A 24,420-nucleotide genomic window follows, 5' to 3' on the forward strand; every position below is an offset into this window, starting at 1 on the left:
TAATTGTGGAGGATGTGAAGACGCTGATACTTTTCAATTCTGAATTTTTAACTGTATACTTATCCAGTGAAAGGGTGAGGGTTAAGTATGCGCAAAATAATCCATGTCGATATGGACTGCTTTTTTGCCGCCGTCGAGATGCGTGATAATCCGGCGCTGCGGGATGTCCCCATCGCCATTGGCGGCAGCCGCGTTAAGCGTGGTGTGATCAGCACTGCCAACTATCCGGCGCGCAAATTTGGCGTGCGCAGCGCCATGCCCACGGCGATGGCACTCAAACTCTGCCCTCATCTCATTCTGTTGCCCGGCCGCTTTGATGCTTACAAAGAAGCCTCGGCCCATATCCGGGAAATCTTCTCCCGCTACACGTCGCTCATCGAACCCCTTTCTCTCGACGAAGCCTATCTCGACGTCACGGACAGTCTGCACTGCCACGGCTCCGCCACGCTGATGGCGCAGGAGATCCGCCAGACCATTTTTAAAGAGCTAAATTTAACGGCCTCCGCCGGGATTGCGCCGGTCAAATTCCTCGCCAAAATCGCCTCGGATCTGAATAAACCGGACGGGCAATATGTCATCACGCCTGATGAGGTTCCTGCCTTTTTGAAAACTCTGCCGCTGGGCAAAATCCCCGGCGTCGGCAAAGTCTCGGCCGCGAAGCTGGAAACGCTGGGGCTGCGCACTTGCGAAGACGTACAGAACAGCGATCTGGCAATGCTGCTCAAACGCTTTGGCAAATTTGGCCGGGTGCTGTGGGAGCGCAGTCAGGGGATTGATGAGCGCAGCATTAACAGCGAGCGGCTGCGTAAATCGGTGGGGGTCGAGCGCACGCTGGCGGAAGATATCCACGAGTGGAGTGACTGCGAAACCATTATTAACGAGCAGCTCTATCCCGAGCTGGAGCGGCGTCTGGCAAAGGTGAAACCCGATCTGCTGATTGCCCGGCAGGGGGTGAAACTCAAGTTCAATGACTTCCAGCAAACAACCCAGGAGCATGTCTGGCCGCGGCTCAATAAAGACGACCTGATCGCAACGGCGAAAAAAGCCTGGCAGGAGCGCCGTGGGGGAAGGGGAGTGAGGCTGGTGGGTTTGCACGTCACGCTGCTGGACCCGCAGCTGGAGCGACAGCTGGTGCTGGGGTTATAAAATGTATAAAAAAGCCCGGTAGCGTTTCGCTTACCGGGCCTTTGTCACATATCGCTATGGCACTGATTCTGCTGCCCCGACAACGCACTGCCGCCGGGCACGTACAGCGTCTTACTTAGCCGGAATCGCTTTCAGCAGTTCTGTCAGCAGCGTCCAGTAGTGGCCCACGCTTTCGATATGCACCTGCTCGTCCGGAGAGTGTGGCCCGGTAATGGTCGGCCCAATGGAGACCATATCCATATCCGGATACGGTTTCTTGAACAGACCGCACTCCAGACCCGCGTGGATCACCTGAATGTTCGGCGTGCTGTTGAACAGACGCTGATAGGTTTCACGCACCAGCGCCATGACCGGAGAGGTCGCATCTGGCTGCCAGCCTGGGTAGCTGCCCTTGGCGGAGGTTTTCGCACCAGAGAGTTTGCCCAGTGATTCCAGCATGCTCACGACGTACTCTTTACCGCTGTCGATAAGAGAACGGATCAGGCAGATGATTTCCGCGCTGTCGTCGCTCATGGTGACAACGCCGACGTTCAGGGAGGTTTCCACCACGCCTTTCGCCACGTCAGAGTTGCGGATCACGCCGTTTGGCGTGGCGTTCAGCAGCTGCACAAAGCGGTCGCGTGACTCGGTCGTCAGCGCGGCTTTATCGCTGGATACGGCTTCCAGAACCACGGTCAGGTTTTTCTCTTTCACTGACAGTTCGTTTTTCAGGATATCCAGGTAGACGTTCGCCAGGTTTTTCAGCTCGTCGGCTTTGTTTGCTGCAACGGCAACGGTGGCGAAGGCTTCACGAGGGATCGCGTTACGCAGGGTACCGCCGTTGAAATCCACCAGACGCAGATCCAGCTCAGCCGCGTGGCCTGCCAGGAAGCGCGCCAGCAGTTTGTTGGCATTGCCCAGACCTAAATGGATATCGCCGCCTGAGTGACCGCCTTTCAGCCCTTTCAGCGTCAGCTTGAAGGTCTGGAAGCCAGCCGGAACCGCTTCACGGGTCAGAGGCAGGGTAGAGATGAAATCAATCCCCCCCGCGCAACCCATGTAGATCTCACCCTCTTCTTCAGAGTCGGTGTTGATCAGGATATCTGCCTGCAGCCAGTTGGCCTGCAGACCAAAAGCACCGTCCATACCGGCTTCTTCGGTCATGGTCAGCAGCACTTCCAGCGGGCCGTGCTCAACGCGATCGTCAGCCAGCACCGCCAGCGCGGAGGCCATACCGATGCCGTTATCGGCGCCCAGCGTGGTGCCGCGTGCTTTAACCCATTCGCCGTCGATGTACGGCTGAATCGGATCTTTCGTGAAGTCGTGATCGGTATCGTTGTTTTTCTGCGGCACCATATCCAGGTGCGCCTGCAGCACAACCGGTTTGCGGTTTTCCATACCTGCGGTGGCCGCTTTACGAATCAGAATATTGCCAACCTGGTCACGCTCTGCGTGCAGGCCTTTTTCCTTCGCCCAGCCCATAATATGTTCGGCAAGCTGTTCTTCGTGATAGGAAGGGTGAGGAATGGAACAGATTTTGGCAAAAATATCCCACAGCGGCTGTGGCGATAATTGAGACAGTTCAGACACGATAAGTCTCCTTGTCGTGGCGCTGCAAACAAGCTTGCAGGTCACAGGGTTAGCAGAGTGATAGTCAGCACAAGTCGGGCTTGCGAGATGAGGTTGAGAATACCACTTTCTCCGTTCGCTGCTAGCATTAAGCACGTAAAAACTCCGCCCCGCGCCGCTAAACACTGGTTTTTAGTGCGTCAGATCTCTATAATCTCGCGCAACCTATTTCCCCCTCGAACACTTTTTAAGCCGTATATAAACAGGCTGGGACACTTCACATGAGCGAAAAATACGTCGTCACCTGGGACATGTTGCAGATTCACGCGCGCAAACTGGCTGCACGCCTGATGCCTTCTGAACAGTGGAAAGGCATTATTGCCGTGAGCCGTGGCGGTCTGGTACCGGGCGCATTGCTGGCTCGTGAACTGGGTATTCGCCATGTCGATACCGTCTGCATCTCCAGCTATGACCACGATAACCAGCGCGAGCTGACCGTGCTGAAACGCGCTGAAGGCGACGGCGAAGGCTTTATCGTCATCGACGATCTGGTCGATACCGGCGGCACTGCCGTTGCGATCCGTGAAATGTATCCAAAAGCGCATTTCGTCACCATCTTCGCCAAACCAGCTGGTCGTCCGCTGGTCAACGACTATGTTATCGACATCCCGCAGGATACCTGGATTGAACAGCCGTGGGACATGGGCGTGGTCTTCGTACCGCCGATTTCTGGCCGTTAATTACAGAACGAAATTATTTTTAACGCCCGGTGATGCCGGGCGTTGTTTTTTTTAGCCTCCAGCGCGTTACAATGCCTCTATGTGACGTAATCATGGAGGCAGCGCGCAATGACCCAGGCGAATCTCAGCGAAACCCTGTTCAAACCTCGTTTCAAACACCCGGAAACGTCGACTCTTGTTCGTCGCTTCAACCCTGGCACTCAGCCTGCTGTGCAGTCCGCTCTGGACGGCAAAAACGTGCCGCACTGGTATCGCATGATTAACCGTCTGATGTGGATCTGGCGCGGCATTGATGCCCGTGAAATTCTCGACGTCCAGGCGCGCATCGTCATGAGCGAGGCCGACCGCACCGACAGCGATCTCTACGATACGGTCGTCGGCTATCGCGGTGGCAACTGGATTTACGAATGGGCGACGCAGGCGATGCTCTGGCAGCAGAAGGCTAACCAGGAGCAGGACCAGACCCTCAGCGGAAAGCACTGGCTCCACGCCGCCAACCTTTACAGCATCGCCGCCTATCCGCATCTTAAGGGCGACGATCTGGCGGAACAGGCGCAGGCGCTGGCAAACCGTGCCTACGAAGAAGCAGCCCAGCGTTTGCCGTGCAACGTGCGTGAACTGGAGTTCACCATTCCCGGCGGTGCGCCGGTCACCGGCTTTTTGCACATGCCTCCCGGCGACGGCCCGTTCCCGACGGTGATGATGTGCGGCGGGCTGGACTCCCTGCAGATTGATTATTTCAGCCTGTTTGAGCGCTACTTTGCACCAAAAGGGATCGCGATGCTGACGCTCGATATGCCGTCGATCGGGTTTTCCTCGAAGTGGAAGCTGACGCAGGACTCCAGCTTATTGCACCAGCATGCGTTAAAATCGCTCGAAAATATTCCCTGGGTGGACCATACCCGCGTGGCGGCATTTGGCTTCCGGTTTGGCGCCAACGTCGCGGTACGCCTGGCTTATCTGGAATCGTCGCGCCTGAAAGCGGTGGCCTGTCTTGGGCCGGTGGTTCATGCGCTGCTCAGCGATCCCACCCGTCAGGGGAGCGTGCCTGAGATGTATTTAGACGTGCTGGCGAGCCGCCTTGGCATGCATGATGCATCAGACGAAGCGCTGCGTGTGGAACTGAACCGTTATTCATTAAAGACCCAGGGCCTGCTCGGACGCCGCTGTCCGACGCCAATGCTGTCAGGTTTCTGGAAAAACGATCCTTTCAGCCCGGAAGAAGAGTCGCGTTTAATCACCTCGTCATCTTCCGATGGCAAGCTGCTCGAGATACCCTTCAGTCCGGTGTATCAGAATTTTGACAAAGCATTGAACGAGATTACACGCTGGATCACCAAGAGATTGTGTTAAGAGATTGCTAAATTTTGACGGTTTGGTAAAACAGTGGCTTCACAAAAGGAGATCGCAATGACGTTACCGAGTGGACACCCGAAAAGTAGACTGATTAAGAAGTTCATGGCTCTTGGCCCGTATATTCGAGAAGAGCAGTGTGAAGAGAATCGCTTTTTTTTCGACTGCCTGGCTGTTTGCGTCAACGTGAAGCCTGCACCCGAAAAACGGGAGTTCTGGGGCTGGTGGATGGAAATGAACGCGGAAGAGAAGCGTTTTACGTATAGCTATCACTTTGGCCTGTTTAACAAAGATGGCCACTGGGAAGCGACAACTATCAAGGACCAGGAAGTGATCGACCGCCTGGAGCTAACGCTGCGTGGATTCCACGACCGAGCGCGCGATCTGCTGGCGACCTTAGATTTAAAGCTCGAACCGGCTGATAATTTTACTAACCAGCAGGTCAAACTCTCCGCTTAACGCCTTACCTGCAAAAAAGCGACAGACAATAAAAACCCGGCTGCTCTCGCGCCGGGTTTTTTTTCATTCATCGATATCAGAACTGGTAGGTCATACCCAGAGCGACGATATCATCGCTGCTCACGCCCAGTTTATTATCGTCATCAATCTGGTTAATTTTATAATCAACAAACGCAGACATGTTTTTGTTGAAATAATAGGTCGCGCCGACGTCGATATATTTCACCAGATCTTCATCGCCGATGCCTTCAATATCCTTGCCTTTCGACTGGACATAGCCCAGGGACGGACGAAGACCGAAATCGAACTGATATTGCGCGACCACTTCAAAGTTCTGCGCTTTATTCGCGAAACCACCGGAAATTGGCGTCATATTACGGGTTTCAGAATACATCGCCGCCAGGTAGATATCATTGGCGTCATATTTCAGACCGGTTGCCCAGGCTTCCGCTTTTTCGCCTTCACCGCGTGCCAGCAGGTTCTGCGCGTTGGTACGGTCAGAGTTGGTGTACGCCCCGCTGACGGCGAAATCGCTGCCACCGAAATCATAGGTTAACGAGGTGCCGAAGCCGTCGCCGTTCTGTTTTTTCGCATCACGGCCTTCGTTTTTGCCCTGATACTGCAGGGTCATGTCCAGGCCATCAATCACGCCGAAGAAGTCGGTGTTACGGTAGGTGGCGAGGCCGGTGGCACGTTTGGTCATGAAGTTATCGGTCTGTGCCGAAGAGTCGCCGCCGAATTCCGGGAACATATCAGTCCAGGCTTCCACATCATACAGCGCGCCAAGGTTACGACCGTAGTCGAAGGAGCCGATATCTTTCAGCTTCAGACCGGCAAAGGCCAGACGGGTTTTCTGCGTGGAATCACTCTCGGCTTTGTTGCCGGAGAATTCTGCTTCCCAGCGACCGTAACCGGTCAGCTGATCGTTAATTTGTGTTTCGCCTTTAAAGCCGAAACGGACATACGTCTGGTCGCCGTCTTTGGTATCATCATCACTCAGGTAGTGCATTGCTTTTACTTTGCCGTACACGTCCAGTTTATTTCCGTTCTTATTATAAACTTCAGCTGCGTGTACAGATGCGGAAGCCACAACGCCCATTACCACTAATGCCAGAGTGCTCTTTTTCATTTTCAATCCTGATGTTTTATAAAACGCGCTAATATTCGCTGAGCAATAAGATTCAGCTTATTACCCCGTGAAAAACAGGAAGGGTTTTATCGTCTGTGGGTGAACGTTTTATGACAAAGTAAGAATATGTTTAAAAAAGTCAGTTTTAATTTTTCAGTCATAAAACTGTCAAAATCTGCCGCTACGCTTCCTGATCCCGCGCAACAAATCCGCGAGCTTTGTGCGCCAGCAGTTGGCAACGGCGCTGAGTCCTGTTAAAACGTCTGATTGACATCATTTTCCCTTATTGTTGAATGGCAGAGAATCATGAGTGACAGCCAGACGCTGGTGGTAAAACTCGGTACCAGTGTTTTAACAGGCGGATCGCGCCGCCTTAATCGCGCCCACATTGTTGAACTTGTCCGCCAGTGCGCACAGCTTCATGCCGCAGGTCATCGTATTGTGATTGTCACGTCAGGCGCGATTGCCGCCGGGCGCGAACATCTTGGCTACCCCGAACTCCCCGCCACCATCGCCTCTAAGCAGCTGCTGGCCGCGGTCGGGCAAAGCCGACTGATTCAACTGTGGGAACAGCTGTTCTCTATCTATGGTATTCACGTCGGGCAGATGCTTCTGACCCGCGCGGACATGGAAGATCGTGAACGCTTCCTGAACGCGCGAGACACCCTGCGTGCGCTGCTGGATAACAACATCGTTCCGGTAATTAACGAGAACGATGCGGTGGCAACCGCTGAAATCAAAGTCGGCGATAACGATAATCTCTCTGCGCTGGCGGCGATTCTGGCCGGAGCAGACAAGCTGCTGCTGCTCACGGATCAGCAGGGGCTGTTTACTGCCGACCCGCGCAATAACCCGCAGGCGCAGCTGATTAAAGACGTTTACGGCATTGATGACGCGCTGCGCGCCATTGCCGGAGACAGCGTTTCCGGGCTGGGCACCGGCGGAATGGGCACCAAGCTGCAGGCCGCCGACGTGGCCTGTCGCGCGGGTATCGATACCATCATCGCAGCGGGCAGCCGTCCGGGTGTGATTGGCGACGTGATGGAAGGAATTTCCGTCGGCACCCGTTTCCACGCGCAGGCTTCTCCGCTGGAAAACCGCAAACGCTGGATTTTTGGCGCACCGCCAGCCGGTGAAATCACCGTCGATGAAGGGGCGACCGCCGCGATTCTGGAAAGAGGCAGCTCATTGCTTCCAAAAGGAATTAAAAGCGTGACAGGTAACTTCTCCCGTGGTGAAGTGATTCGTATCTGTAATCTTGAAGGTCGCGATATTGCCCACGGCGTTAGCCGCTACAACAGCGACGCGCTGCGCCGCATTGCCGGGCATCACTCACAGCAAATCGACGCCATCCTGGGCTATGAATACGGCCCGGTTGCAGTGCATCGTGACGATATGATCATTCGCTAAGGAGCCAATCATGCTGGAACAAATGGGCGCCGCTGCCAAAGCCGCCTCTTACAAACTGGCGCTCCTTTCCAGCCGCGAGAAAAACCGCGTTCTGGAAAAAATCGCTGATTATCTGGAAGCACAATCTCAGCAGATCCTACTCGCCAACGAACAGGATTTGGCCGACGCGCGTAACAATGGCCTGAGCGAGGCAATGCTCGACCGCCTGGCTCTGACGCCCGCACGTCTTAAAAGCATCGCGGATGACGTGCGTCAGGTCTGCAACCTCGCCGATCCGGTGGGGCAGGTGATCGACGGCGGGCTGCTCGACAGCGGCCTGCGCATTGAGCGTCGCCGCGTCCCACTCGGTGTGATCGGCGTGATTTATGAAGCGCGCCCGAACGTGACCGTCGACGTCGCCTCCCTGTGCCTGAAAACCGGTAACGCCGCCATTCTGCGCGGGGGCAAAGAGACGTGGCGAACCAACGCGGCCACCGTTAACGTCATCCAGCAGGCGCTGGAAGAGTGCGGCCTGCCAGCCGGTGCGGTACAGGCTATCGAAAGCCCGGAGCGTGCGCTGGTGAATGAAATGCTGCGCATGGATAAATACATCGACATGCTGATCCCACGCGGTGGGGCGGGCCTGCACAAGCTGTGCCGCGAACAGTCGACCATTCCGGTGATCACCGGCGGGATTGGCGTGTGTCATATCGTGGTGGATGACAGCGCAGAGATCGCGCCTGCGCTGAAGATTATCGTCAACGCCAAAACCCAGCGCCCGAGTACCTGCAACACCGTTGAAACGCTGCTGGTGCATCAAGGTATCGCGCAGACGTTCTTACCTGCGCTGAGCAAGCAGATGGCCGAGAGCGGCGTGACGCTGCATGCAGATGAGAATGCGCTGGCGTTGTTGAAAGATGGCCCAGCGAAAGTAGAAGTGGTCAAAGCACAGCAGTATGACGACGAATATCTGTCGCTGGATCTGAATGTGAAAGTGGTCGCCGATTTGGACGATGCTATCGCCCACATTCGCACCCACGGCACGCAGCACTCTGACGCGATTCTGACCCGCACCCTGCGCAACGCCGATCGGTTCATCAATGAAGTGGATTCTTCTGCGGTCTACGTGAATGCCTCAACGCGCTTCACCGACGGCGGCCAGTTTGGACTGGGCGCAGAGGTGGCGGTGAGCACGCAAAAACTGCACGCCCGTGGCCCGATGGGGCTGGAAGCGCTGACTACCTACAAATGGATCGGCTTCGGCGATGATACGATTCGTGCGTAAATAAACGTGGGTGATGCAAAATTAGGCTTTTGATTCGCAAGGCTATTGACGCATCACCCCGTTAGTTTTAACCTTTTGCCCCGTGGTTACACTCGTAACCGGCCTCTCAGGGCCGATATAGCTCAGTTGGTAGAGCAGCGCATTCGTAATGCGAAGGTCGTAGGTTCGACTCCTATTATCGGCACCATCTCAACTTCCCCAAACGTCCGTATTCATCCATAAATACCCTGATTTATAACGATTATACTGCTTTTTAGTCCCTCGCCGTCCGTAACCATCCAGTAGAATCCGATACAGAATGTGTATAGGATTGTGTATATGTTCCTGTTCGGTCTTGGATTCCTATACACATGCCTTTAAATGATATGCAGATTCGCCGCGCTAAGCCTGAAGCTAAAGCCTATACACTTGGAGATGGGCAAGGGCTGTCATTGCTTATAGAACCCAATGGAAGCAAGAGTTGGCGGTTCCGCTATCGCTTTGCCGGTAAACCCAAGATGATCTCGCTGGGTGTGTATCCGACGATCACACTTGCAGATGCCCGTTCCCGTCGTGACGATGCCCGAAAACTGGTCGCGGAAGGAAAGAACCCTAGTGAGGTTCGAAAAGAGCAGAAGATTGCTTTGCAAACGGAGTCTGAAAGCGCGTTCGAAAAGATAGCGACAGAGTGGCATCAGATGAAGTCTGCCAAATGGTCGGCAGGTTATGCTTCAGACATCATGGAAGCGTTTCAGAACGATATTTTTCCTTTTGTGGGTTCGAGACCAGTAGGCGAAATCAAACCGCTAGAACTGCTTAATGTGCTGCGTAAAATCGAAAAGCGCGGTGCATTAGAAAAAATGCGCAAAGTTCGGCAGCGATGCTCAGAAGTTTTTCGTTATGCCATTGCTACTGGAAGGGCAGAGTTTAACCCTGCTGCGGATCTTTCAAGCGCCCTAGATGTACACCAATCAAATCACTTCCCGTTTCTAAAAGCTGATGAGATACCCGATTTCCTGCGCGCTTTGGATGGTTACACCGGAAGCCGGCTTGTCCTGATTGCAACGAAATTACTGATGATTACAGGTGTAAGAACCATCGAATTACGTGCGGCATTATGGTCAGAATTTGATCTAGATAACGCTATTTGGGAAATTCCAGCAGAAAGGATGAAAATGCGTAGGGCGCACCTTGTGCCACTGTCGACTCAAGCGTTAGATTTACTCAATGAACTCAAGATCATGACAGGGAACTATCGTTATGTTTTTCCGGGGCGAAACGATCCAAATAAGCCTATGAGTGAGGCAAGTATTAACCAAGTTATCAAGCGTATTGGTTATGGAGGTAGAGTCACAGGACATGGCTTCAGGCATACACTGTCGACTGTACTGCATGATAATAATTATTCAACGGACTGGATTGAGATGCAATTAGCACATTCAGATAAGAATAGCATTCGTGGAACATACAACCATGCTCAATATCTTGAAAAGCGGAGGAATATGATGCAATGGTATTCTGATCAGCTTCTTTAAATATATCATCTGTAACAGGCATATATCGGTATCCATTTGAATTTTATGGGCGAGTCAAATAAATAACAATAGGTGGATTATGATAACCACAAAAAAAATAGTATTTAGCAAAAATAATATAGAAGCAGATGTTGTTTTATATGTTAATGATGTCAGGAAATATCTCAAAGGACACATGGGGAAGCATGTATATGTACTGGATGTTGATATGTTCATCCAATTTGGAGGTGAACAAAACAATAAACATGTAGATGAAGAAATTAAAAGTCCATTGAAAATGTTATTTATAGGGAATGGTACTAGTGAGTCGAGGTTGTTTGATGAACTATCTATGAATGATATTTCATTACATGATGTTAAGAGTAAATTGAAGTTTGACTATATATGCCAAATGTCGGAAGACGGATATAGATATATCAATAATGAACTAGAGTTAGGTGATGCACTATCATTATTAAGGTCTATGAAAGATTTTGGAGTGAATTATAATATAATCAGAAGTAAGACATTTCTTGAAAAGTACTCAGATAAAATATTCTTTATGTTATTATTGGATAGTACATTTAGTACGTATGCATTTGATACGGGGTATAAATACTTTAATGCAGATGAAGGTGTTGTATATCAAATGCAAGCGCCAGATGCATTAAAAATTAATACAGGTAAAAACTCGTTCCATAAACTAAGATTTGAAAATTCCGCTAATATAAATATCCCTATACACTCATTGATTGGGAAAAATGGAAGTGGTAAAACGTATCTAATGAACCGACTTATAAGTCAGTCTTTGTCATCTGAGATGGAGTATAATAATTTAGGTGCTGTTTTTAGTCGAATGATAGTGATCTCAAATACAATTAATGATAAATGCTATAGGCCTGCAAATATAACAAGATATAAAGCTAGGCTTAATAACTATCATTTTGTTTCATTGACATCCGAAAAGTATTATAACAAAATCTTTCCAAGAGGGAAAAAAGTAACCTTATTCTCCCTTTTAGAAAAAGTTCAGAAAAGAGATTCACGAAAACGCGGTGGTTTTGAACAAGGATACTTGCTTGATATTGTTACTGAAAATGTGATTCCTGGATTTTCATTTTCAATAAAAACCAATATTGGAGAGAATGTCTATAATAATTTTTCAGAGTTAACTGGACGTTATGGACTCATTAATTTAGCCTCTAATCGAGATTTAATAACTAATTCTGAAGTAGAATACGCACTCCCTGATGAAGATATACAGTTTTATAAAAATGGTGAGCCATTTACCTTAAGTTCGGGTCAGTTATCGTTTTTAATTAGCATGTTTTCCATTATATCTACTATTGAAAGTAATAGTTTAGTCATGATTGAAGAACCTGAAAATTTTTTGCACCCTAGTCTCTTAACACATTTTATAAATCTACTGGCAAAAATACTTCGCGATACTAATTCAGTTGCAATTGTAGCAACCCATTCAGCTTTAGTCTTGCGGGAGATTCCTGCAGAGCAAATAACTATATTGCAACGAAGATCTGATTTCACGATGCATTTATCACCGAATATTGAAACTTTTGGTGCTGACACTCACCAAATTATGATGGATGTCTTTGGCGATCTTTACTCAAATGCACTATTCAGAGATGAGATAAGAAATATTGCTCAAGGGAAATCAATAAATGAGATATTAGTTCAGTACGCTCATTTGCCTTCTGATATCTTAAATAAAATAATTTTGGAGAAAAAATTAAAATGAGGATTTTATCCAAACCTAAAGGTATTGAAGATTTAATTAATAATTTGGATTTGAAATCCTCCCTTGATGCTATCTTGGCTCTTAATGAACCTAAAGGAATAGTTGATTTAAGGAATAAAAAAGATGAACTTTACAGCGAAATGATGAAATATCATTATGAGATGAGTCAGAATGGATTCCTATCACATGATTCTAGAAAGAATCTAACAAAATTCAAAACACTTCTTGAGTGGTTCTATCTCAATCCGAGTAAGTTAAGAAAAACAGATTACATAGAGTCCATACGAAAACTATATGCGGAAAGTGGGACATTATGCCCTTACTGTGGTGTATCGCCTTGTAGAACGTTAGATCACTATTATAACAAAGCTCTGCTCCCTCAATTCTCATTCCTTCCCGAGAATCTAATTCCATGCTGTGGAGATTGCAATAAGGATAAAGGTTCAAAAAAATCGTTTAGTAAATGGAGGAGATTTGTCAATCCTTTTTATGATGATTATTCACGCTTTGAAAGAAATGAGCCTTTAATTTATATTATTTTCAAAGAAAGGCCAAATCCATTGATTGATATGGAATATGTGATAACAGCTAATCATAATCTTGATTTTGTTATAAAGAAGCAAATTAATTATCATATTAGGGCAGTGAAAATTCCTATTTGGCATCATGAGTCTATAAGTAATTCCTTTTGGAGAAATGCTAAAGATTTAATTGGTCATAGAAAGATTTTTACGCAAGGGTTAATTAATAGGTCAGTGTATAATGTCATTCTTAATAATTTCATAGAAAAAAATGATGAGCTAAACTATGATTGGGAATATGTTGTGAGATATTCTCTGGTTAAACTCAGAGTTAATAGTTGGATATATAATAGTGGATTGCCACGATTGACCTAATTAACTTATAGGGCTTTGTTAACTTAGTGGCAGAAAAATATTTTTCTTCTGTAACTTCATCAGTTAATTAAAATTTATAAACTTATGAAGCATTTGAGCTATGGCGCGTTGAAATTACAGTAACTATTGAATGTGTTACGACATCTGGCGCGCAATGCTCTCCCCGCCACGCCTGCCCGCTTAAGGGACCGCTTTTAATGCAGGTGCAAGAGCAGCCTCAGACCGCGCCAGAGCTGGCGCTGGCGGGGGAGGCCGGGACGTGAAAAGGCATGCAAAACCATGCACCTTATGCATGCATGGCTTAATTCGGGAAAAAGGGCGGGATTTGCGGGGATTTTTTGACGGGCTACTGCGCGGCCAGTTCAGCGCGTTTATTCATGTAATTCTGGTTTTGTGCAGGTGTGAATTTTTCACGATTATCATCTCGTGAAGCCGCGTCAGGCCTGAATCCGATCACCGTCAAAATGTCATTATCCCGCGCAGAATAATTAATTTTTTCACCGGCGGCCAGCCAGACATTTAGTGCCTCGCGTAGATAGTCGACCGAGTGCTGCATGGCGCAGTTTCTGACGGCGGGATGCTGACTGCTATAGCCCATTAATTCAGGCGCGAGCGCTGCGACCAGCTCCGCGCCGTGCACCTGCATAAAATCATTCAGCCGGTTACGGATGCTGATACGCTGCACCTCCTCATGCGACCGGATATAGCGACCGGCAGCCTGATTAATTTCCCATTTTTTTACCCCAATAATATCGCGAAGAGTTTGCAGACTCTGGCCGCTGTGGCCGTCACCGGCAAGCTGTTCGCGGTATGCCTGTTCGGCCTGCGTCAGTTCTTCCCTGCGTTGCAGCCAGGCGGATTTGTTTGCCTGACAGGCCTCAAAGGCTTTCTGTAGCGTCAGTGTGGTCACGTAAGTTTCTCCTGATGACTGGTCATGCTTAAGCGCCAGCACGGTTAACGATGGCCGCCGGAGCGGGTGCAGGAATGACCGGCTCTGTCGGCGGTGAGCAGATAATCCCGTCAACGGATTCAAGCGTGCGGAAGGTTGCCGAGCACTCGATATTCACGCACTGGTGATAGCGCTGTTTGACGTTCTCAGACAGATAACGACTGGTGCGGGCGTGCGCACCAGTTTTGCAGAACGGACAGTGAAACATACTTATGCCCCCGCCTTAGTTTTGTCATGTTCAGCCAGCTTCTGGGCGAGCATGTTTCGCTTAAGTGGACTGCGTAACAGCTCCATATCCACGCCGGTAATTTGCGGCCGCTGCATACCCGTCACGGATAAAACTGGCTCCTGTTTCATATCGAAGTGATACAGACTGCCCTGACGGTTGAGGGCATCACGCAGTTCACCGATGGCGACAGATTGCGGTGCGCTTTCCCCCTTCATTTCCAGGGCACGAATGCGCAGCAGGAAAGCGCGAATGAGCGCAGCGGGAACAGCGTTGATAGCCTTAACCCATTCCGCCCCGGCGTAAGCGGTAAATGCTTCGCCATGCGCAGAGCGATAATTATTGCCGGTGGAGCAGGCATTCAGCATGGCACGACTCCGGTCAGTCTCCAGCTCCGCAATCAGGCCGGTGAACTCGTCGGCCAGCTCCCGACTGGCGATGCGCTTGCTGTGCTCCGCTTTCATTTCAGGAGTGAGATTACCGCGCAGGTTACGGAAGCGACTGCGGCAGTCCTGCTCCGCCTCTGCGCTCTCATCGAGGGCGGTCTGTCGCTCCTGCTTACAGCGTTCAATCGATGTATCAATCTCTTTCAGCTTTTCCATGCTGGCTGCGTGGGTGTCTCTGGCCGCAGTGAATACGGTCAGTTTAGCGGTGATGTGCTTCTCGCTTTCCGCGTTCTGTTTAGCGGCAACGTTCTGCAGGGCGGAAATGATTGTTTCGGGTTTCATGTTCAGGCTCTCCGTATGTTCAACCTGAAATGATTCTGCCCTTCATCACACAACATCTCGATTCATTGCGGTTGTGGCAGTTCTGGCACAAGCAAGGGGGTAAAACCCGGCTGGCCAGAAAAAGGTCGAAGGAAAACCCTCTCTCTGTTTGTTTTTTTACTGATAACTATTCACCACTGTTCACCTTCAATAAAAATATAAGTAATACAGTATGTTAAAGGGTGAACAGTTGAGGGGCTGACTGTTCACCGTCTGTTCACCACTGTTCACCGGCTTCCTGTTCAGCTGAGTTTTTTACTTAGACTTTTTTTGTATTAATAAAATTAAAACAACCACAAAAATGAATAATAGATAGTGCAATCAGGTGCAACCAAATGCCAGCATATACAATAGCTTTGCCAGTGTTTGCCATTCACCTGTTAACAATTTGTTGTGTAGTGAGTCGGTGCAAAATGACTTGTTGCCCTGAGAGAAAATATTCACAAAATAGAGAGCTACCCGAGGCCGGACGGACACGACCGGCACTGTATGGACTTTATGAGGTAGCCCGATGCACACCGCTTTTTCTTCCCCGTCTTCTGCGCCAGTCGCCCCACCAGTGCCGTTTCCTGACGCCGTTCAGGAGCGCTTTATTCGCCTGCCCGAAGTGATGCACCTGTGCGGTTTGTCCCGTTCGACGATTTATGACCTCATCAGCCGGGAGGCTTTCCCGAAACAGATCTCACTTGGCGGTAAAAATGTGGCGTGGGCGCAGTCAGAAATTACCGCATGGATGGCCGAGCGGATCGCCGACCGTAACCGGAGCTGTGACGCATGATGATGGCCGTTCTTCTGGAAGCTCCTTTTTCTGGCTTGCTTCCGTTCGCCGTTTCCAGGTATAGTTTTCCCGCTGTCGCAAAATCGACAGCCGGGATTTGCAGCCCGTGTAACTCAATGGCGACACCAGACGCGCCATGCGTCTTTTTTTACGTCGTAGCTCAGGCACACCCATTTTTCGGGCTGTGGTGTTTACACCGTGGCTTCTGTCAGATAATGGTGGTTCGGGCGGGGCAGCCTTCGGGCTGGCCGGTATCCATTGAGGCCGGTACTGCAAACCCTGTTCGGGCCACCACCCATGAGATTTGCAGCTCCGGTGGTGGCGATAACCGCTACTCAATGGAGGTTGCCCTTATGGCTACGATCCTCACCCCGTCACACCCGCAATTCGTCTTTGTGTTTGCCGCCGTTCGTCGCGCAGACCGTAAACCCCGTATCTGTATGCTCCGCACCGTTGCCGGTGATGAACACGCCGCACGCCTTTCACTCGTTCGCGATTACGTCCTCTCGTTTGCCGGTCGTCTGCCGGTTGCGGAGGTGCGCGCATGAGACACACCACTATTACCGCCCGTGACCTCGAATGCCTTGAGCACATGCGCAACGTCGGCCAGCTCGTCAATGAGCTGATGCAGGTGCAGGACTGCGCCACCGTTCGTCGTGACCCGGCGCAGCAGTCGCAACTCACCTCCGTGATTTACCTTATGACCGCCCAGCTCGACGGCGTGGTAGAGCGCTGCAATCAGCGCTGGCTGACCGGGGAGAGCAAAGTATGAAAAAGCCATTACCCCCCGTATTACGCGCTGCGCTGTATCGTCGCGCCGTGGCCTGTGCCTGGCTGACGGTATGCGAACGCCAGCGCCGCTACCCAAACCTCACCCTCGACGCGCTGGAAAGTGCGATTGCCGACGAGCTGGAGGGCTTCTACCTGCGCCAGCACGGTGAGGAAAAAGGCCGTCAGATTGCCTGTGCGCTGCTGGAAGATTTAATGGAAGCCGGTCCACTGAAAGCCGCGCCGTCACTGTCCTTTCTGGGGCTCGCCATAATGGATGAACTCTGCGCCCGACATATCGCCGCGCCGGTTGTGCACTGAGGGAGAAAATAACGATGAAAATGAACGTAACGGAAACCGTAAAACAGGCGTGCGGCCACTGGCCGCGCATTCTCCCGGCGCTGGGTGTTAAGGTGATTAAAAACCGGCATCAGGCCTGCCCGGTGTGCGGCGGCTCTGACCGTTTCCGCTTTGACGATAAAGAGGGGCGCGGGACGTGGTACTGCAACCAGTGTGGCGCGGGTGATGGTCTTAAGCTGGTAGAGAAAGTGTTCGGTGTGACCGCATCAGAGGCTGCCGGAAAGGTGAGCGCTGTGACCGGCAACATGCCGCCGATTGCCCCGGAAGTGATTGCGGCCACAGAAGCTGAAACCGATGCTGACCGTAAAGCGACGGCCGCGCTGGCCGTCAGGCTCATGGAGAAAACCCGACCGGAAACCGGCAACGCCTATCTGACCCGAAAGGGTTTTCCCGGTCATGAGTGTGTCATGCTGACGGCCACACACAAAACCGGCGGCGTGACGTTCCGCGCCGGCGATGTGGTTGTCCCGTTGTATGACGATACCGGCGCGCTGGTAAACCTTCAGCTCATCAATTCTGAGGGTCTCAAACGCACCCTGAAGGGCGGTCAGGTTAAAGGGGCATGTCATGTCATCGAAGGGAAAAAACAGGCAGGAAAACGCCTGTGGATTGCGGAGGGCTATGCGACCGCGCTCACCGTGCATCACCTCACCGGTGAAACCGTCATGGTGGCACTGTCGTCCGTGAACCTCCTTTCCCTGGCGAGCCTTGCCCGTCAGAAGCACCCGGCCTGTCAGATTGTGCTCGCCGCAGACCGTGACCTGAACGGCGACGGCCAGAACAAAGCCGCTGCGGCCGCAGACGCCTGTGAGGGCGTTGTTACCCTGCCGCCGGTGTTCGGTGACTGGAATGATGCTTTTATGCAGCACGGCGGGGAGGCCACCCGGAAAGCCATTTATGATGCCATCCGGCCACCGGCACAAAGTCCGTTCGACACCATGAGCGAGGCGGAATTTACCGCCATGAGCGCCAGCGACAAGGCTCTGCGGGTGCATGAGCATTACGGCGAAGCGCTGGCGGTGGATGCGAACGGCCAGCTCCTGTCCCGTTATGAAGCAGGGATATGGAAAGTCGTTCAGCCGTCTAATTTCGAACGCGACGTAGCCGGGCTTTTCCAGCGCCTGCGCGCCCCGTTCTCGTCGGGGAGAATCACCTCAGTGGTGGAGACGCTGAAGCTGATTATTCCTCAGCAGGCCGCACCGGCACGCCGTCTGATTGGTTTTCGCAACGGGGTACTCGATACCCGGAGCGGCCTGTTCAGCCCGCACAGCAAATCGCACTGGCTGCGCACGCTGTGCGACGTGGATTTTACCCCGCCTGTTGAGGGGGAAACGCTGGAGACCCATGCCCCGAATTTCTGGCGCTGGCTCGACCGTGCTGCCGGTAGCAGACCAGAAAAACGCGACGTAATTCTGGCCGCGCTGTTTATGGTGCTGGCGAACCGCTACGACTGGCAGCTCTTTCTCGAAGTCACCGGTCCCGGCGGGAGCGGGAAAAGTATTCTGGCCGAAATCGCGACCCTGCTCGCCGGGGAGGATAACGCCACGTCGGCCGACATCGACACGCTGGAAGACCCGCGCAAGCGTGCCTCCCTGATTGGCTTCTCGCTGATACGTCTCCCAGACCAGGAAAAATGGAGCGGTGACGGCGCAGGGCTTAAGGCCATCACCGGTGGCGATGCAGTCTCGGTTGACCCGAAATACCAGAACCCGTACTCAACACATATTCCGGCGGTGATTCTGGCTGTGAACAATAATCCGATGCGCTTCACCGACCGCAGCGGAGGCGTCTCCCGTCGACGGGTGATTATTCATTTCCCGGAGCAGATTGCCCCGGAAGAACGCGACCCGCAGCTCAGGGATAAAATTGCGCGCGAGCTGGCCGTCATCGTGCGCCAGCTCATGCAGAAATTCAGCGATCCAATGACCGCCCGCGCACTGCTCCAGTCGCAGCAGAACTCCGACGAGGCACTCAGCATCAAGCGCGATGCTGACCCGACGTTTGATTTTTGCGGCTATCTGGAAATGCTGCCGCAGACCAACGGAATGTTTATGGGTAATGCCAGCATCGTCCCGCGTAATTACCGTAAGTATCTCTATCACGCGTATCTGGCCTATATGGAGGCCAACGGGTACAGGAACGTGCTCAGCCTGAAAATGTTCGGGCTGGGGCTGCCCATGATGCTGAAAGAGTACGGCCTGAATTATGAGAAGCGACACACAAAGCAGGGGATGCAGACCAACCTGTCGCTGAAAGAGGAAAGCTACGGCGACTGGCTGCTGAAATGCGATGAACCCGCAGCGACATAACCTAACTCAGACCGGCTATAGCCGGTCTGTTACTTTAACTACCAACATAACGATTTACGAGATGTGTATAATGGTCGAATATTTCATCTGTTTTTCGAGAGGTAGGAAATGGATTACTTTCAGACTAGTGGGTTATTAATAAATATATTAACAATGTTAGTTGCCGTTGGCTCATCATGTATTAGTTACCTTGTTTACAAAGAGAGCACCTACCCAGACGTCATTGTTTACCTTGAACAAAACAATGAAGTCAAAACTGTTTTAAATATTGTAATTAAGAATATAGGTAAAAGTGCTGCAAAAGATGTAACCTTCAGTTTTAATGAAAATACCTTTAAGAATTCACTGCCTAATGGTGAGTATAGTGCGTTAACGAAAGGTGCATTGGTTTCAGGCATACCATTCCTTGCACCTGGTTCATGCAGGATATTGAGGCTTGGGAATTTCGCTGATTCGAAGAAGATTTTAGGTGACCACAAAATTAGAGTAACTACAACTTTCCGTAAAGCTAATAGCAAGAACCCTTTCGCAAAAAATATTACTAATGAAAGTTATATTGAATTGTTATCGTTGGCTAGGGTGGATGCCTCAGATAACAGTAATGAGAAAAAGATTGCTGAAAATCTAGCCAGAATTGAGAAGGCTTTGCTTAATATCAAAACACAACACTAATTCATCTGCGCCAGGATAACCTTTCTTACCTGCAATTTATATTTTCTGCCATGAAGGGTGAACAATCTACTGTTCACCCTTCACCATATGCTCACCCTTTATCACTATGAAATTATTGATAAAAAAAAAGAGGTGAACAGTGTGAACAGTCAAACCCAAAAAAACTTTTTATCCCCCCGCTCATCGCCTGACCGGGCACATCCAGAACGAGCAAAAATCACAATGGTGAAGAGTCGACTGTTCACTCTTCACCAATTCATCACCATCTAACCACATGATATTAAATGATAAATAATCGAGGTGAACAGTGTGAACAGTTAAGTGTAAAAAAACTTTTTCTTACCCAGAATCAGGTCCAAAAAATGAACGCTATCGCTGATGTGTATAGGGGTGTGTATAGTTTTATTTATCGAATTTAAATTTTCACAATAAATCAGTATGTTGAGTTGGTTTGTTGGTTCCTATTATCGCACCATTCAAGCATCCTCCAAAATCTCAATCTAATTGCTGTAACCACTTCTCTTTGCGGATGGACGAACTTCATGGCATTTCTTCGTCAGCAAAATATCCTTCAAATCTGTAGACAAAGGCTTTTCCTACATTCAGATCTACGTTGTTAGTATGTAAGTCGTTATCCCAGATAAGTAGAACAAAACAGGATTAATGGCTCTATGTGTGTTTGCAGGTGAAAAAGTATCTACCCAGCCCCACGCCTCCTTACGCCCACGAACAACACCCGTACCCCAATTAGTAAAAGACTAGCGTTGTGAGCTTTAAACCCAAGCTAGAAATCAGCGATATCAAAATGTTACCGCTGATATAAAAAATCATTTAAACATCAAGTTTGCGGCCAGTCAGCCATTCCACCATCGCCGGGTCGCGGTGAGAGAAGAAGGCGCTGATTGCGGTGTCGAGGGCAGCAACTTGCAGCATATCTTCAGAGCTGAGTTCAAAATCGAGAATATTGATGTTCTCTGCCATGCGTTCTTTGCGCACCGATTTCGCCAGTGAAATGATGCCTCGCTGGAAGATCCAACGCAGCACAACCTGACCCACGCTTTTGCCGTACTTCTGGCCAACTGCCGTTAACACAGGATGCTGGAACAGACCATTTTTACCCTCAGCAAACGGCGCCCAGGCTTCCGGCTGAATACCACGGCTTTGCATCCAAGGCACGGCATGCAGCTGCTGGTTGAAGGGGTTAACTTCAACCTGGTTTACCGCCGGGGCCACGTTGTTGAAGGCGATAAGGTCGGCCAGTCTGTCAGGGTGGAAGTTACTCACGCCGATGGCGCGAATTTTGCCTGCCTGTTGCAATTCTTCCATGGCACGCCAGGCCCCATGCACATCGCCGTATGGCTGGTGAATCAGGTAGAGGTCAACGTAATCAAGTTGTAGTCGATTCAGGGAGCGTTCGAACTGTGCTTTAGCGCCTTCGTAATGGGTATCCTGCAGCCAAAGTTTGGTCGTGACAAAGAGTTCGTTACGGGCGATGCCGGTCTGTTTCAGCGCGTTCCCGACCTGGGTTTCATTCTGGTAAGACGCGGCGGTATCGATTAGGTGGTATCCCGTATCGATGGCATCAATAACGGCTCTTTCGCACTCGGCGGCATCCGTCATCTGGAAGACACCAAAGCCCAGCAGGGGCATTTCAATACCGTTATTGAGTTTTACTGTTTGCATGACGTTATCCTTTAACTGTTGTGTTGGTTAAGCATAACGCAAACGTATTTATTCTATTAGAGGGATAATTAGTTAGGGTTTATTAGATGAATTCATTAATTGAATGGGGAGGGTAGTCCGCTTTTTGCCAGCCACAGGCCATCAACATCACTGATACTCAAGGAGCAACGGCGCTCATTAATAACAGTGATATCGGCTCGATATGCTGAGGGAAATAATCCGCTTTTTATTAATATAATATTTTTTACATACCGCACTATTTTCTATCTTGCACCTTAAGTTTTAAGCTAATCATTATAAATTATTTATGAACGGGTTCGAAACCCTCACCTTGCCCGAGAGGTGATAATTTGTTAAATTATCCGCATTAGCGTCAAATACATTGAGTAGTAAACCGGCGCTAATTATACAATAATGAGTGATGGAGCCAAAATGAAGTATGCGTTTGCATTAATGTTGAGTATGGTATTGTCAGGTTGTACCGCAAATGATTGGATTGATGCTGCAAGTGGGATAATGCAGGCTAACGATCAACACGAAAAAGACACAAGAAATCAGCGCATAAAAGACGCCAACAGGGCTGCAGGCTACTGATATCAAGGTGATTAAGACACTCCTCTTCTTGTATTTTCAACAGAAGAGGAATGGTATTCTAAGCAAATTTACTGACTAAAAACTCCCTTCGCTCTCGCCTGTTGGCAGGAGATATAGCCATAATGTTTTCGCTTTCCATTCTTATCGAACGCCACATAGAAAGGCATCGTCTCTTCACCTTTCTTTAGCGTGTAGTTAATGCAAGTCCCATTGATTTCTGGAACATTTATCTCACTGTCTGGTTTTCCACCTGCCGTAATAACTGAAGATTTTGTCGCATCAGCCGCATAGGTTGCTTGCACCACAGGGTCATTATCAAACTTAATAAAACCGACACTACAGGCCGTTAAAAAAGGAACAATTAAAATGGGTGTATAGCGCATTGCATATCCTTGCAGAGAATATAATTACTTAAGAAACAAAATGACCAGGTTGATTTCTCTTGCCCGCCAAATTCCCTTCAAAAAGATTATAAGAGCGTAACAGCAGGAAATACAATTACCGGCTATATAGTCACTGTGTTTAATAGTTCTTTGTTAATCGTTTTGACCAGCAAAGGTAGCGACAAAATTTTTCTCTCATAAAGGGTCTTATAAACGCTTAAGCACCGAAATGATGATGGACTCTAACCTCATGGCCACCCATGCGTATTCCCCCTTACTGACTGACAGGTCATATCAGAAGATACAGAGCCTGACAGTCCCTACCGAACTTTGGGGTGTTGCAGCATTGTTAAATCTTCAGTAGGATCTTCGTTTTCGGAGAAGCACAATGTCAGTCACCGATGCCCTTCTGGCCTATACTCTTGCCGCCACGCTTTTGACGCTAACCCCCGGTCTCGACACCGCCTTGATCCTGCGAACCGCCGCGGCAGATGGCAGTAAAAAAGCCGTGCACGTGGCGCTGGGTATTGATACGGGCTGTTTTATCTGGGGCGCGCTGGTGGCGTTTGGTCTGGGAGCGTTACTGGCTGTTTCTGACGTGGCCTACTCGCTACTGAAATGGTGCGGTGCGGCCTATCTTTGCTGGCTGGGGCTTCAGCTGCTGCTTCGTCCGCGTCAGCAATTTACGCTCACCGCCGGGGAGAATGCGGGCAGTGGTAACGGCTTTATGCGCGGAATGCTCGGTAACGTGCTCAATCCGAAGATGGGCATTTTCTATGTCTCATTCCTTCCCCAGTTTATTCCCGCAGGGCATTCGCCCTTTGCCTGGACCTTTTTGCTGGTTTCCATTCATGTGTTGATAGGCACGCTCTGGTCATTAACCCTGATTATCGCCACGGGCTATGCGTCTCGCGTGCTGAAAAAGCCGGCCGTGGTGAAGTGGATGGACAGAACCACCGGCGTGGTGTTTTTGCTGTTCGCCGCCAAACTGGCGATGAGTAAACGATAGGAAAGAACGGCACCAAAGGAAGTCTGCCAAAGGGTTGGCAGGCTTCTGCGGCCGGTCTTCCCATCGGCGACAAATCTCCCGCGGTGTTGCTGTTCGGCATCCGACATCTGAACAAACTACAGCTCAGCAGGGGCATTTCAATACATTACAGTAAGTGTGGCCTTTCCCTTAAACGGTTGGGTTGGAAAAGCCGAATGCGAACATGTTTACTGGAGCAGAGGCAAAATTAGCCAGCGCATATAAGTAAAATCCAGGAACAAACAGACATTCACTCGCGCCAAATAATCTATCTTGTTGAAAATTATGTGATATTGATCCAGGGCAATGTCAACATTAGCAACTTAAGCTAAATTGTTATCCAAATTTGAACGAGCCTATATCGGTATTATGTTTTTAAGAGCTTTACTGTTTTGCCTTCTGTCATTCTCCTGCTTTGCAAATGCCTTAAATTTCTCCTCCACCTTTTTACGCCTTAATTGCCCACAACGGGGTCTGGTGGAGATCATTCTTCACGTCTACGGTCACACGCAGGAAAGGTGGAGAGGAAACTTCGAAACGGGGGCCGGGCATAAACGCGCTGGTGATACCGAAATCATCCCTTTTGCGAATGGCGATACGCTTTTCCACTCAATATCCAGTGACTCATTTGGGTTTCAATATGCGGGCGAAGAGAAACTGTCCGTGTGCGCTAAAATTGATGAGCGCCCTGTTTATCCTTCATTTTAAAG

The 24,420-nt window shown here is 50.0% G+C and carries 25 protein-coding genes and 1 tRNA gene; 18 read left to right on the forward strand and 8 right to left on the reverse strand.

What is annotated here, in order from left to right; translation table 11 throughout:
- The first annotated feature begins 87 nt into the window (after window positions 1-87).
- On the forward strand, window positions 88-1,146 hold the full coding sequence (gene dinB / locus C0560_RS04450) for a DNA polymerase IV (RefSeq protein WP_102104390.1): 1,059 nt from the start codon (window positions 88-90) through the stop codon (window positions 1,144-1,146).
- A gap of 111 nt (window positions 1,147-1,257) precedes the next feature.
- Here dinB and pepD read toward each other — a convergent pair whose 3' ends face one another.
- Window positions 1,258-2,715 carry a cytosol nonspecific dipeptidase gene (pepD, locus tag C0560_RS04455; protein WP_100777510.1) on the reverse strand — a complete coding sequence of 486 codons (1,458 nt, stop codon included), beginning with the start codon at window positions 2,713-2,715 and terminating at the stop codon, window positions 1,258-1,260.
- A gap of 260 nt (window positions 2,716-2,975) precedes the next feature.
- Between pepD and gpt the strand changes: the two genes are divergently transcribed.
- The 3 genes from gpt (at window position 2,976) to crl (ending at window position 5,246) form a co-directional block, all read left to right on the forward strand.
- Complete coding sequence (gene gpt / locus C0560_RS04460; protein WP_047174674.1) at window positions 2,976-3,434, forward strand: xanthine phosphoribosyltransferase; 459 nt, start codon at window positions 2,976-2,978, stop codon at window positions 3,432-3,434.
- A 108-nt stretch (window positions 3,435-3,542) separates the two neighbouring features.
- Window positions 3,543-4,787 carry an esterase FrsA gene (gene frsA / locus C0560_RS04465; protein WP_123430010.1) on the forward strand — a complete coding sequence of 415 codons (1,245 nt, stop codon included), beginning with the start codon at window positions 3,543-3,545 and terminating at the stop codon, window positions 4,785-4,787.
- A 57-nt stretch (window positions 4,788-4,844) separates the two neighbouring features.
- Window positions 4,845-5,246 (forward strand): sigma factor-binding protein Crl, encoded by a 402-nt coding sequence (gene crl / locus C0560_RS04470; RefSeq protein ID WP_100777508.1) that lies wholly within the window; start codon window positions 4,845-4,847, stop codon window positions 5,244-5,246.
- A 76-nt stretch (window positions 5,247-5,322) separates the two neighbouring features.
- Here the strand turns inward: crl and phoE are convergent, their stop codons facing one another.
- Window positions 5,323-6,375 carry a phosphoporin PhoE gene (gene phoE / locus C0560_RS04475; protein ID WP_100777507.1) on the reverse strand — a complete coding sequence of 351 codons (1,053 nt, stop codon included), beginning with the start codon at window positions 6,373-6,375 and terminating at the stop codon, window positions 5,323-5,325.
- 306 nt (window positions 6,376-6,681) lie between these two features.
- On the opposite strand from phoE, the gene proB reads away from it, so the two are divergent.
- The 6 genes from proB to C0560_RS04505 all read left to right on the forward strand — a co-directional run bounded on the left by proB (window position 6,682) and on the right by C0560_RS04505 (window position 13,194).
- Window positions 6,682-7,785, forward strand: a complete 1,104-nt coding sequence (gene proB, locus C0560_RS04480; RefSeq protein WP_100777506.1) for a glutamate 5-kinase — start codon at window positions 6,682-6,684, stop codon at window positions 7,783-7,785.
- Window positions 7,786-7,795: 10 nt separating this feature from the next.
- Complete coding sequence (gene proA, locus C0560_RS04485) at window positions 7,796-9,049, forward strand: glutamate-5-semialdehyde dehydrogenase (RefSeq protein WP_248859707.1); 1,254 nt, start codon at window positions 7,796-7,798, stop codon at window positions 9,047-9,049.
- A 111-nt stretch (window positions 9,050-9,160) separates the two neighbouring features.
- A tRNA-Thr gene (locus C0560_RS04490) sits at window positions 9,161-9,236 on the forward strand.
- A gap of 163 nt (window positions 9,237-9,399) precedes the next feature.
- Window positions 9,400-10,563: an integrase arm-type DNA-binding domain-containing protein gene (locus tag C0560_RS04495; protein WP_248859708.1), complete on the forward strand. Its 1,164-nt coding sequence runs from the start codon at window positions 9,400-9,402 to the stop codon at window positions 10,561-10,563.
- 79 nt (window positions 10,564-10,642) lie between these two features.
- A complete protein-coding gene (locus C0560_RS04500; RefSeq protein ID WP_248859709.1) occupies window positions 10,643-12,298 on the forward strand; it encodes an AAA family ATPase in 1,656 nt (551 codons plus the stop codon).
- Window positions 12,295-13,194 carry an HNH endonuclease gene (locus C0560_RS04505; protein WP_248859711.1) on the forward strand — a complete coding sequence of 300 codons (900 nt, stop codon included), beginning with the start codon at window positions 12,295-12,297 and terminating at the stop codon, window positions 13,192-13,194. The genes C0560_RS04500 and C0560_RS04505 overlap by 4 nt, the downstream gene beginning before the upstream one ends.
- Window positions 13,195-13,540: 346 nt before the next feature.
- Here the strand turns inward: C0560_RS04505 and C0560_RS04510 are convergent, their stop codons facing one another.
- Genes C0560_RS04510 through C0560_RS04520 form a run of 3 tightly spaced genes read right to left on the reverse strand, consistent with a single transcriptional unit; the run spans window position 13,541 to window position 15,097 of the window.
- Entirely contained in the window at window positions 13,541-14,104 is a 564-nt protein-coding gene (locus C0560_RS04510; RefSeq protein WP_248860253.1) for a phage polarity suppression protein, read from the reverse strand.
- Window positions 14,105-14,132: 28 nt separating this feature from the next.
- A complete protein-coding gene (locus tag C0560_RS04515) occupies window positions 14,133-14,351 on the reverse strand; it encodes an ogr/Delta-like zinc finger family protein (RefSeq protein ID WP_248859712.1) in 219 nt (72 codons plus the stop codon).
- Between the two features lie 2 nt (window positions 14,352-14,353).
- On the reverse strand, window positions 14,354-15,097 hold the full coding sequence (locus tag C0560_RS04520) for a capsid protein (protein WP_248859714.1): 744 nt from the start codon (window positions 15,095-15,097) through the stop codon (window positions 14,354-14,356).
- A 550-nt stretch (window positions 15,098-15,647) separates the two neighbouring features.
- Between C0560_RS04520 and C0560_RS04525 the strand changes: the two genes are divergently transcribed.
- The 6 genes from C0560_RS04525 (at window position 15,648) to C0560_RS04550 (ending at window position 20,023) form a co-directional block, all read left to right on the forward strand.
- On the forward strand, window positions 15,648-15,914 hold the full coding sequence (locus C0560_RS04525; protein ID WP_248859716.1) for an AlpA family transcriptional regulator: 267 nt from the start codon (window positions 15,648-15,650) through the stop codon (window positions 15,912-15,914).
- On the forward strand, window positions 15,911-16,462 hold the full coding sequence (locus C0560_RS04530; protein ID WP_248859717.1) for a host cell division inhibitor Icd-like protein: 552 nt from the start codon (window positions 15,911-15,913) through the stop codon (window positions 16,460-16,462). The genes C0560_RS04525 and C0560_RS04530 overlap by 4 nt, the downstream gene beginning before the upstream one ends.
- Window positions 16,459-16,686, forward strand: a complete 228-nt coding sequence (locus C0560_RS04535) for a hypothetical protein (RefSeq protein WP_248859718.1) — start codon at window positions 16,459-16,461, stop codon at window positions 16,684-16,686. Before C0560_RS04530 ends, C0560_RS04535 begins: the two co-directional genes overlap by 4 nt.
- On the forward strand, window positions 16,683-17,003 hold the full coding sequence (locus tag C0560_RS04540; protein WP_248859719.1) for a DUF5375 domain-containing protein: 321 nt from the start codon (window positions 16,683-16,685) through the stop codon (window positions 17,001-17,003). Before C0560_RS04535 ends, C0560_RS04540 begins: the two co-directional genes overlap by 4 nt.
- A 14-nt stretch (window positions 17,004-17,017) precedes the next feature.
- A complete protein-coding gene (locus tag C0560_RS04545; protein ID WP_248859720.1) occupies window positions 17,018-19,351 on the forward strand; it encodes a primase-helicase zinc-binding domain-containing protein in 2,334 nt (777 codons plus the stop codon).
- A gap of 108 nt (window positions 19,352-19,459) precedes the next feature.
- A complete protein-coding gene (locus tag C0560_RS04550) occupies window positions 19,460-20,023 on the forward strand; it encodes a hypothetical protein (RefSeq protein ID WP_180251396.1) in 564 nt (187 codons plus the stop codon).
- Window positions 20,024-20,854: 831 nt separating this feature from the next.
- Here the strand turns inward: C0560_RS04550 and C0560_RS04555 are convergent.
- The gene (locus C0560_RS04555; RefSeq protein ID WP_248859721.1) at window positions 20,855-21,706 is read right to left on the reverse strand and encodes an aldo/keto reductase; all 852 of its coding nucleotides are present in this window, start codon (window positions 21,704-21,706) and stop codon (window positions 20,855-20,857) included.
- 432 nt (window positions 21,707-22,138) lie between these two features.
- Between C0560_RS04555 and C0560_RS04560 the strand changes: the two genes are divergently transcribed.
- Window positions 22,139-22,300 (forward strand): hypothetical protein, encoded by a 162-nt coding sequence (locus C0560_RS04560; RefSeq protein ID WP_181827376.1) that lies wholly within the window; start codon window positions 22,139-22,141, stop codon window positions 22,298-22,300.
- Window positions 22,301-22,368: 68 nt separating this feature from the next.
- Here the strand turns inward: C0560_RS04560 and C0560_RS04565 are convergent, their stop codons facing one another.
- Window positions 22,369-22,683 (reverse strand): hypothetical protein, encoded by a 315-nt coding sequence (locus C0560_RS04565; RefSeq protein ID WP_123429422.1) that lies wholly within the window; start codon window positions 22,681-22,683, stop codon window positions 22,369-22,371.
- 388 nt (window positions 22,684-23,071) lie between these two features.
- Between C0560_RS04565 and C0560_RS04570 the strand changes: the two genes are divergently transcribed.
- The gene (locus tag C0560_RS04570; protein WP_102104357.1) at window positions 23,072-23,692 is read left to right on the forward strand and encodes a LysE family translocator; all 621 of its coding nucleotides are present in this window, start codon (window positions 23,072-23,074) and stop codon (window positions 23,690-23,692) included.
- A 465-nt stretch (window positions 23,693-24,157) separates the two neighbouring features.
- Here C0560_RS04570 and C0560_RS04575 read toward each other — a convergent pair whose 3' ends face one another.
- Window positions 24,158-24,319: a hypothetical protein gene (locus C0560_RS04575; RefSeq protein ID WP_231276882.1), complete on the reverse strand. Its 162-nt coding sequence runs from the start codon at window positions 24,317-24,319 to the stop codon at window positions 24,158-24,160.
- Window positions 24,320-24,420: the final 101 nt, after the last annotated feature.

The sequence above is a fragment of the Lelliottia sp. AC1 genome, from assembly GCF_023278595.1.
Taxonomy (GTDB): Bacteria; Pseudomonadota; Gammaproteobacteria; order Enterobacterales; family Enterobacteriaceae; genus Enterobacter; species Enterobacter nimipressuralis.

Bases quoted from the DNA above. Each gene is read 5' to 3' on its own strand.
- dinB (WP_102104390.1), top strand. From the start codon at position 88: ATGCGCAAAATAATCCATGTCGATATGGACTGCTTTTTTGCCGCCGTC.
- gpt (WP_047174674.1), top strand. From the start codon at position 2,976: ATGAGCGAAAAATACGTCGTCACCTGGGACATGTTGCAGATTCACGCG.
- frsA (WP_123430010.1), top strand. From the start codon at position 3,543: ATGACCCAGGCGAATCTCAGCGAAACCCTGTTCAAACCTCGTTTCAAA.
- crl (WP_100777508.1), top strand. From the start codon at position 4,845: ATGACGTTACCGAGTGGACACCCGAAAAGTAGACTGATTAAGAAGTTC.
- phoE (WP_100777507.1), bottom strand. From the start codon at position 6,375: ATGAAAAAGAGCACTCTGGCATTAGTGGTAATGGGCGTTGTGGCTTCC.
- proB (WP_100777506.1), top strand. From the start codon at position 6,682: ATGAGTGACAGCCAGACGCTGGTGGTAAAACTCGGTACCAGTGTTTTA.
- proA (WP_248859707.1), top strand. From the start codon at position 7,796: ATGCTGGAACAAATGGGCGCCGCTGCCAAAGCCGCCTCTTACAAACTG.
- C0560_RS04495 (WP_248859708.1), top strand. From the start codon at position 9,400: ATGCCTTTAAATGATATGCAGATTCGCCGCGCTAAGCCTGAAGCTAAA.
- C0560_RS04500 (WP_248859709.1), top strand. From the start codon at position 10,643: ATGATAACCACAAAAAAAATAGTATTTAGCAAAAATAATATAGAAGCA.
- C0560_RS04505 (WP_248859711.1), top strand. From the start codon at position 12,295: ATGAGGATTTTATCCAAACCTAAAGGTATTGAAGATTTAATTAATAAT.
- C0560_RS04515 (WP_248859712.1), bottom strand. From the start codon at position 14,351: ATGTTTCACTGTCCGTTCTGCAAAACTGGTGCGCACGCCCGCACCAGT.
- C0560_RS04520 (WP_248859714.1), bottom strand. From the start codon at position 15,097: ATGAAACCCGAAACAATCATTTCCGCCCTGCAGAACGTTGCCGCTAAA.
- C0560_RS04525 (WP_248859716.1), top strand. From the start codon at position 15,648: ATGCACACCGCTTTTTCTTCCCCGTCTTCTGCGCCAGTCGCCCCACCA.
- C0560_RS04530 (WP_248859717.1), top strand. From the start codon at position 15,911: ATGATGATGGCCGTTCTTCTGGAAGCTCCTTTTTCTGGCTTGCTTCCG.
- C0560_RS04535 (WP_248859718.1), top strand. From the start codon at position 16,459: ATGAGACACACCACTATTACCGCCCGTGACCTCGAATGCCTTGAGCAC.
- C0560_RS04540 (WP_248859719.1), top strand. From the start codon at position 16,683: ATGAAAAAGCCATTACCCCCCGTATTACGCGCTGCGCTGTATCGTCGC.
- C0560_RS04545 (WP_248859720.1), top strand. From the start codon at position 17,018: ATGAAAATGAACGTAACGGAAACCGTAAAACAGGCGTGCGGCCACTGG.
- C0560_RS04550 (WP_180251396.1), top strand. From the start codon at position 19,460: ATGGATTACTTTCAGACTAGTGGGTTATTAATAAATATATTAACAATG.
- C0560_RS04555 (WP_248859721.1), bottom strand. From the start codon at position 21,706: ATGCAAACAGTAAAACTCAATAACGGTATTGAAATGCCCCTGCTGGGC.
- C0560_RS04560 (WP_181827376.1), top strand. From the start codon at position 22,139: ATGAAGTATGCGTTTGCATTAATGTTGAGTATGGTATTGTCAGGTTGT.
- C0560_RS04565 (WP_123429422.1), bottom strand. From the start codon at position 22,683: ATGCGCTATACACCCATTTTAATTGTTCCTTTTTTAACGGCCTGTAGT.
- C0560_RS04570 (WP_102104357.1), top strand. From the start codon at position 23,072: ATGTCAGTCACCGATGCCCTTCTGGCCTATACTCTTGCCGCCACGCTT.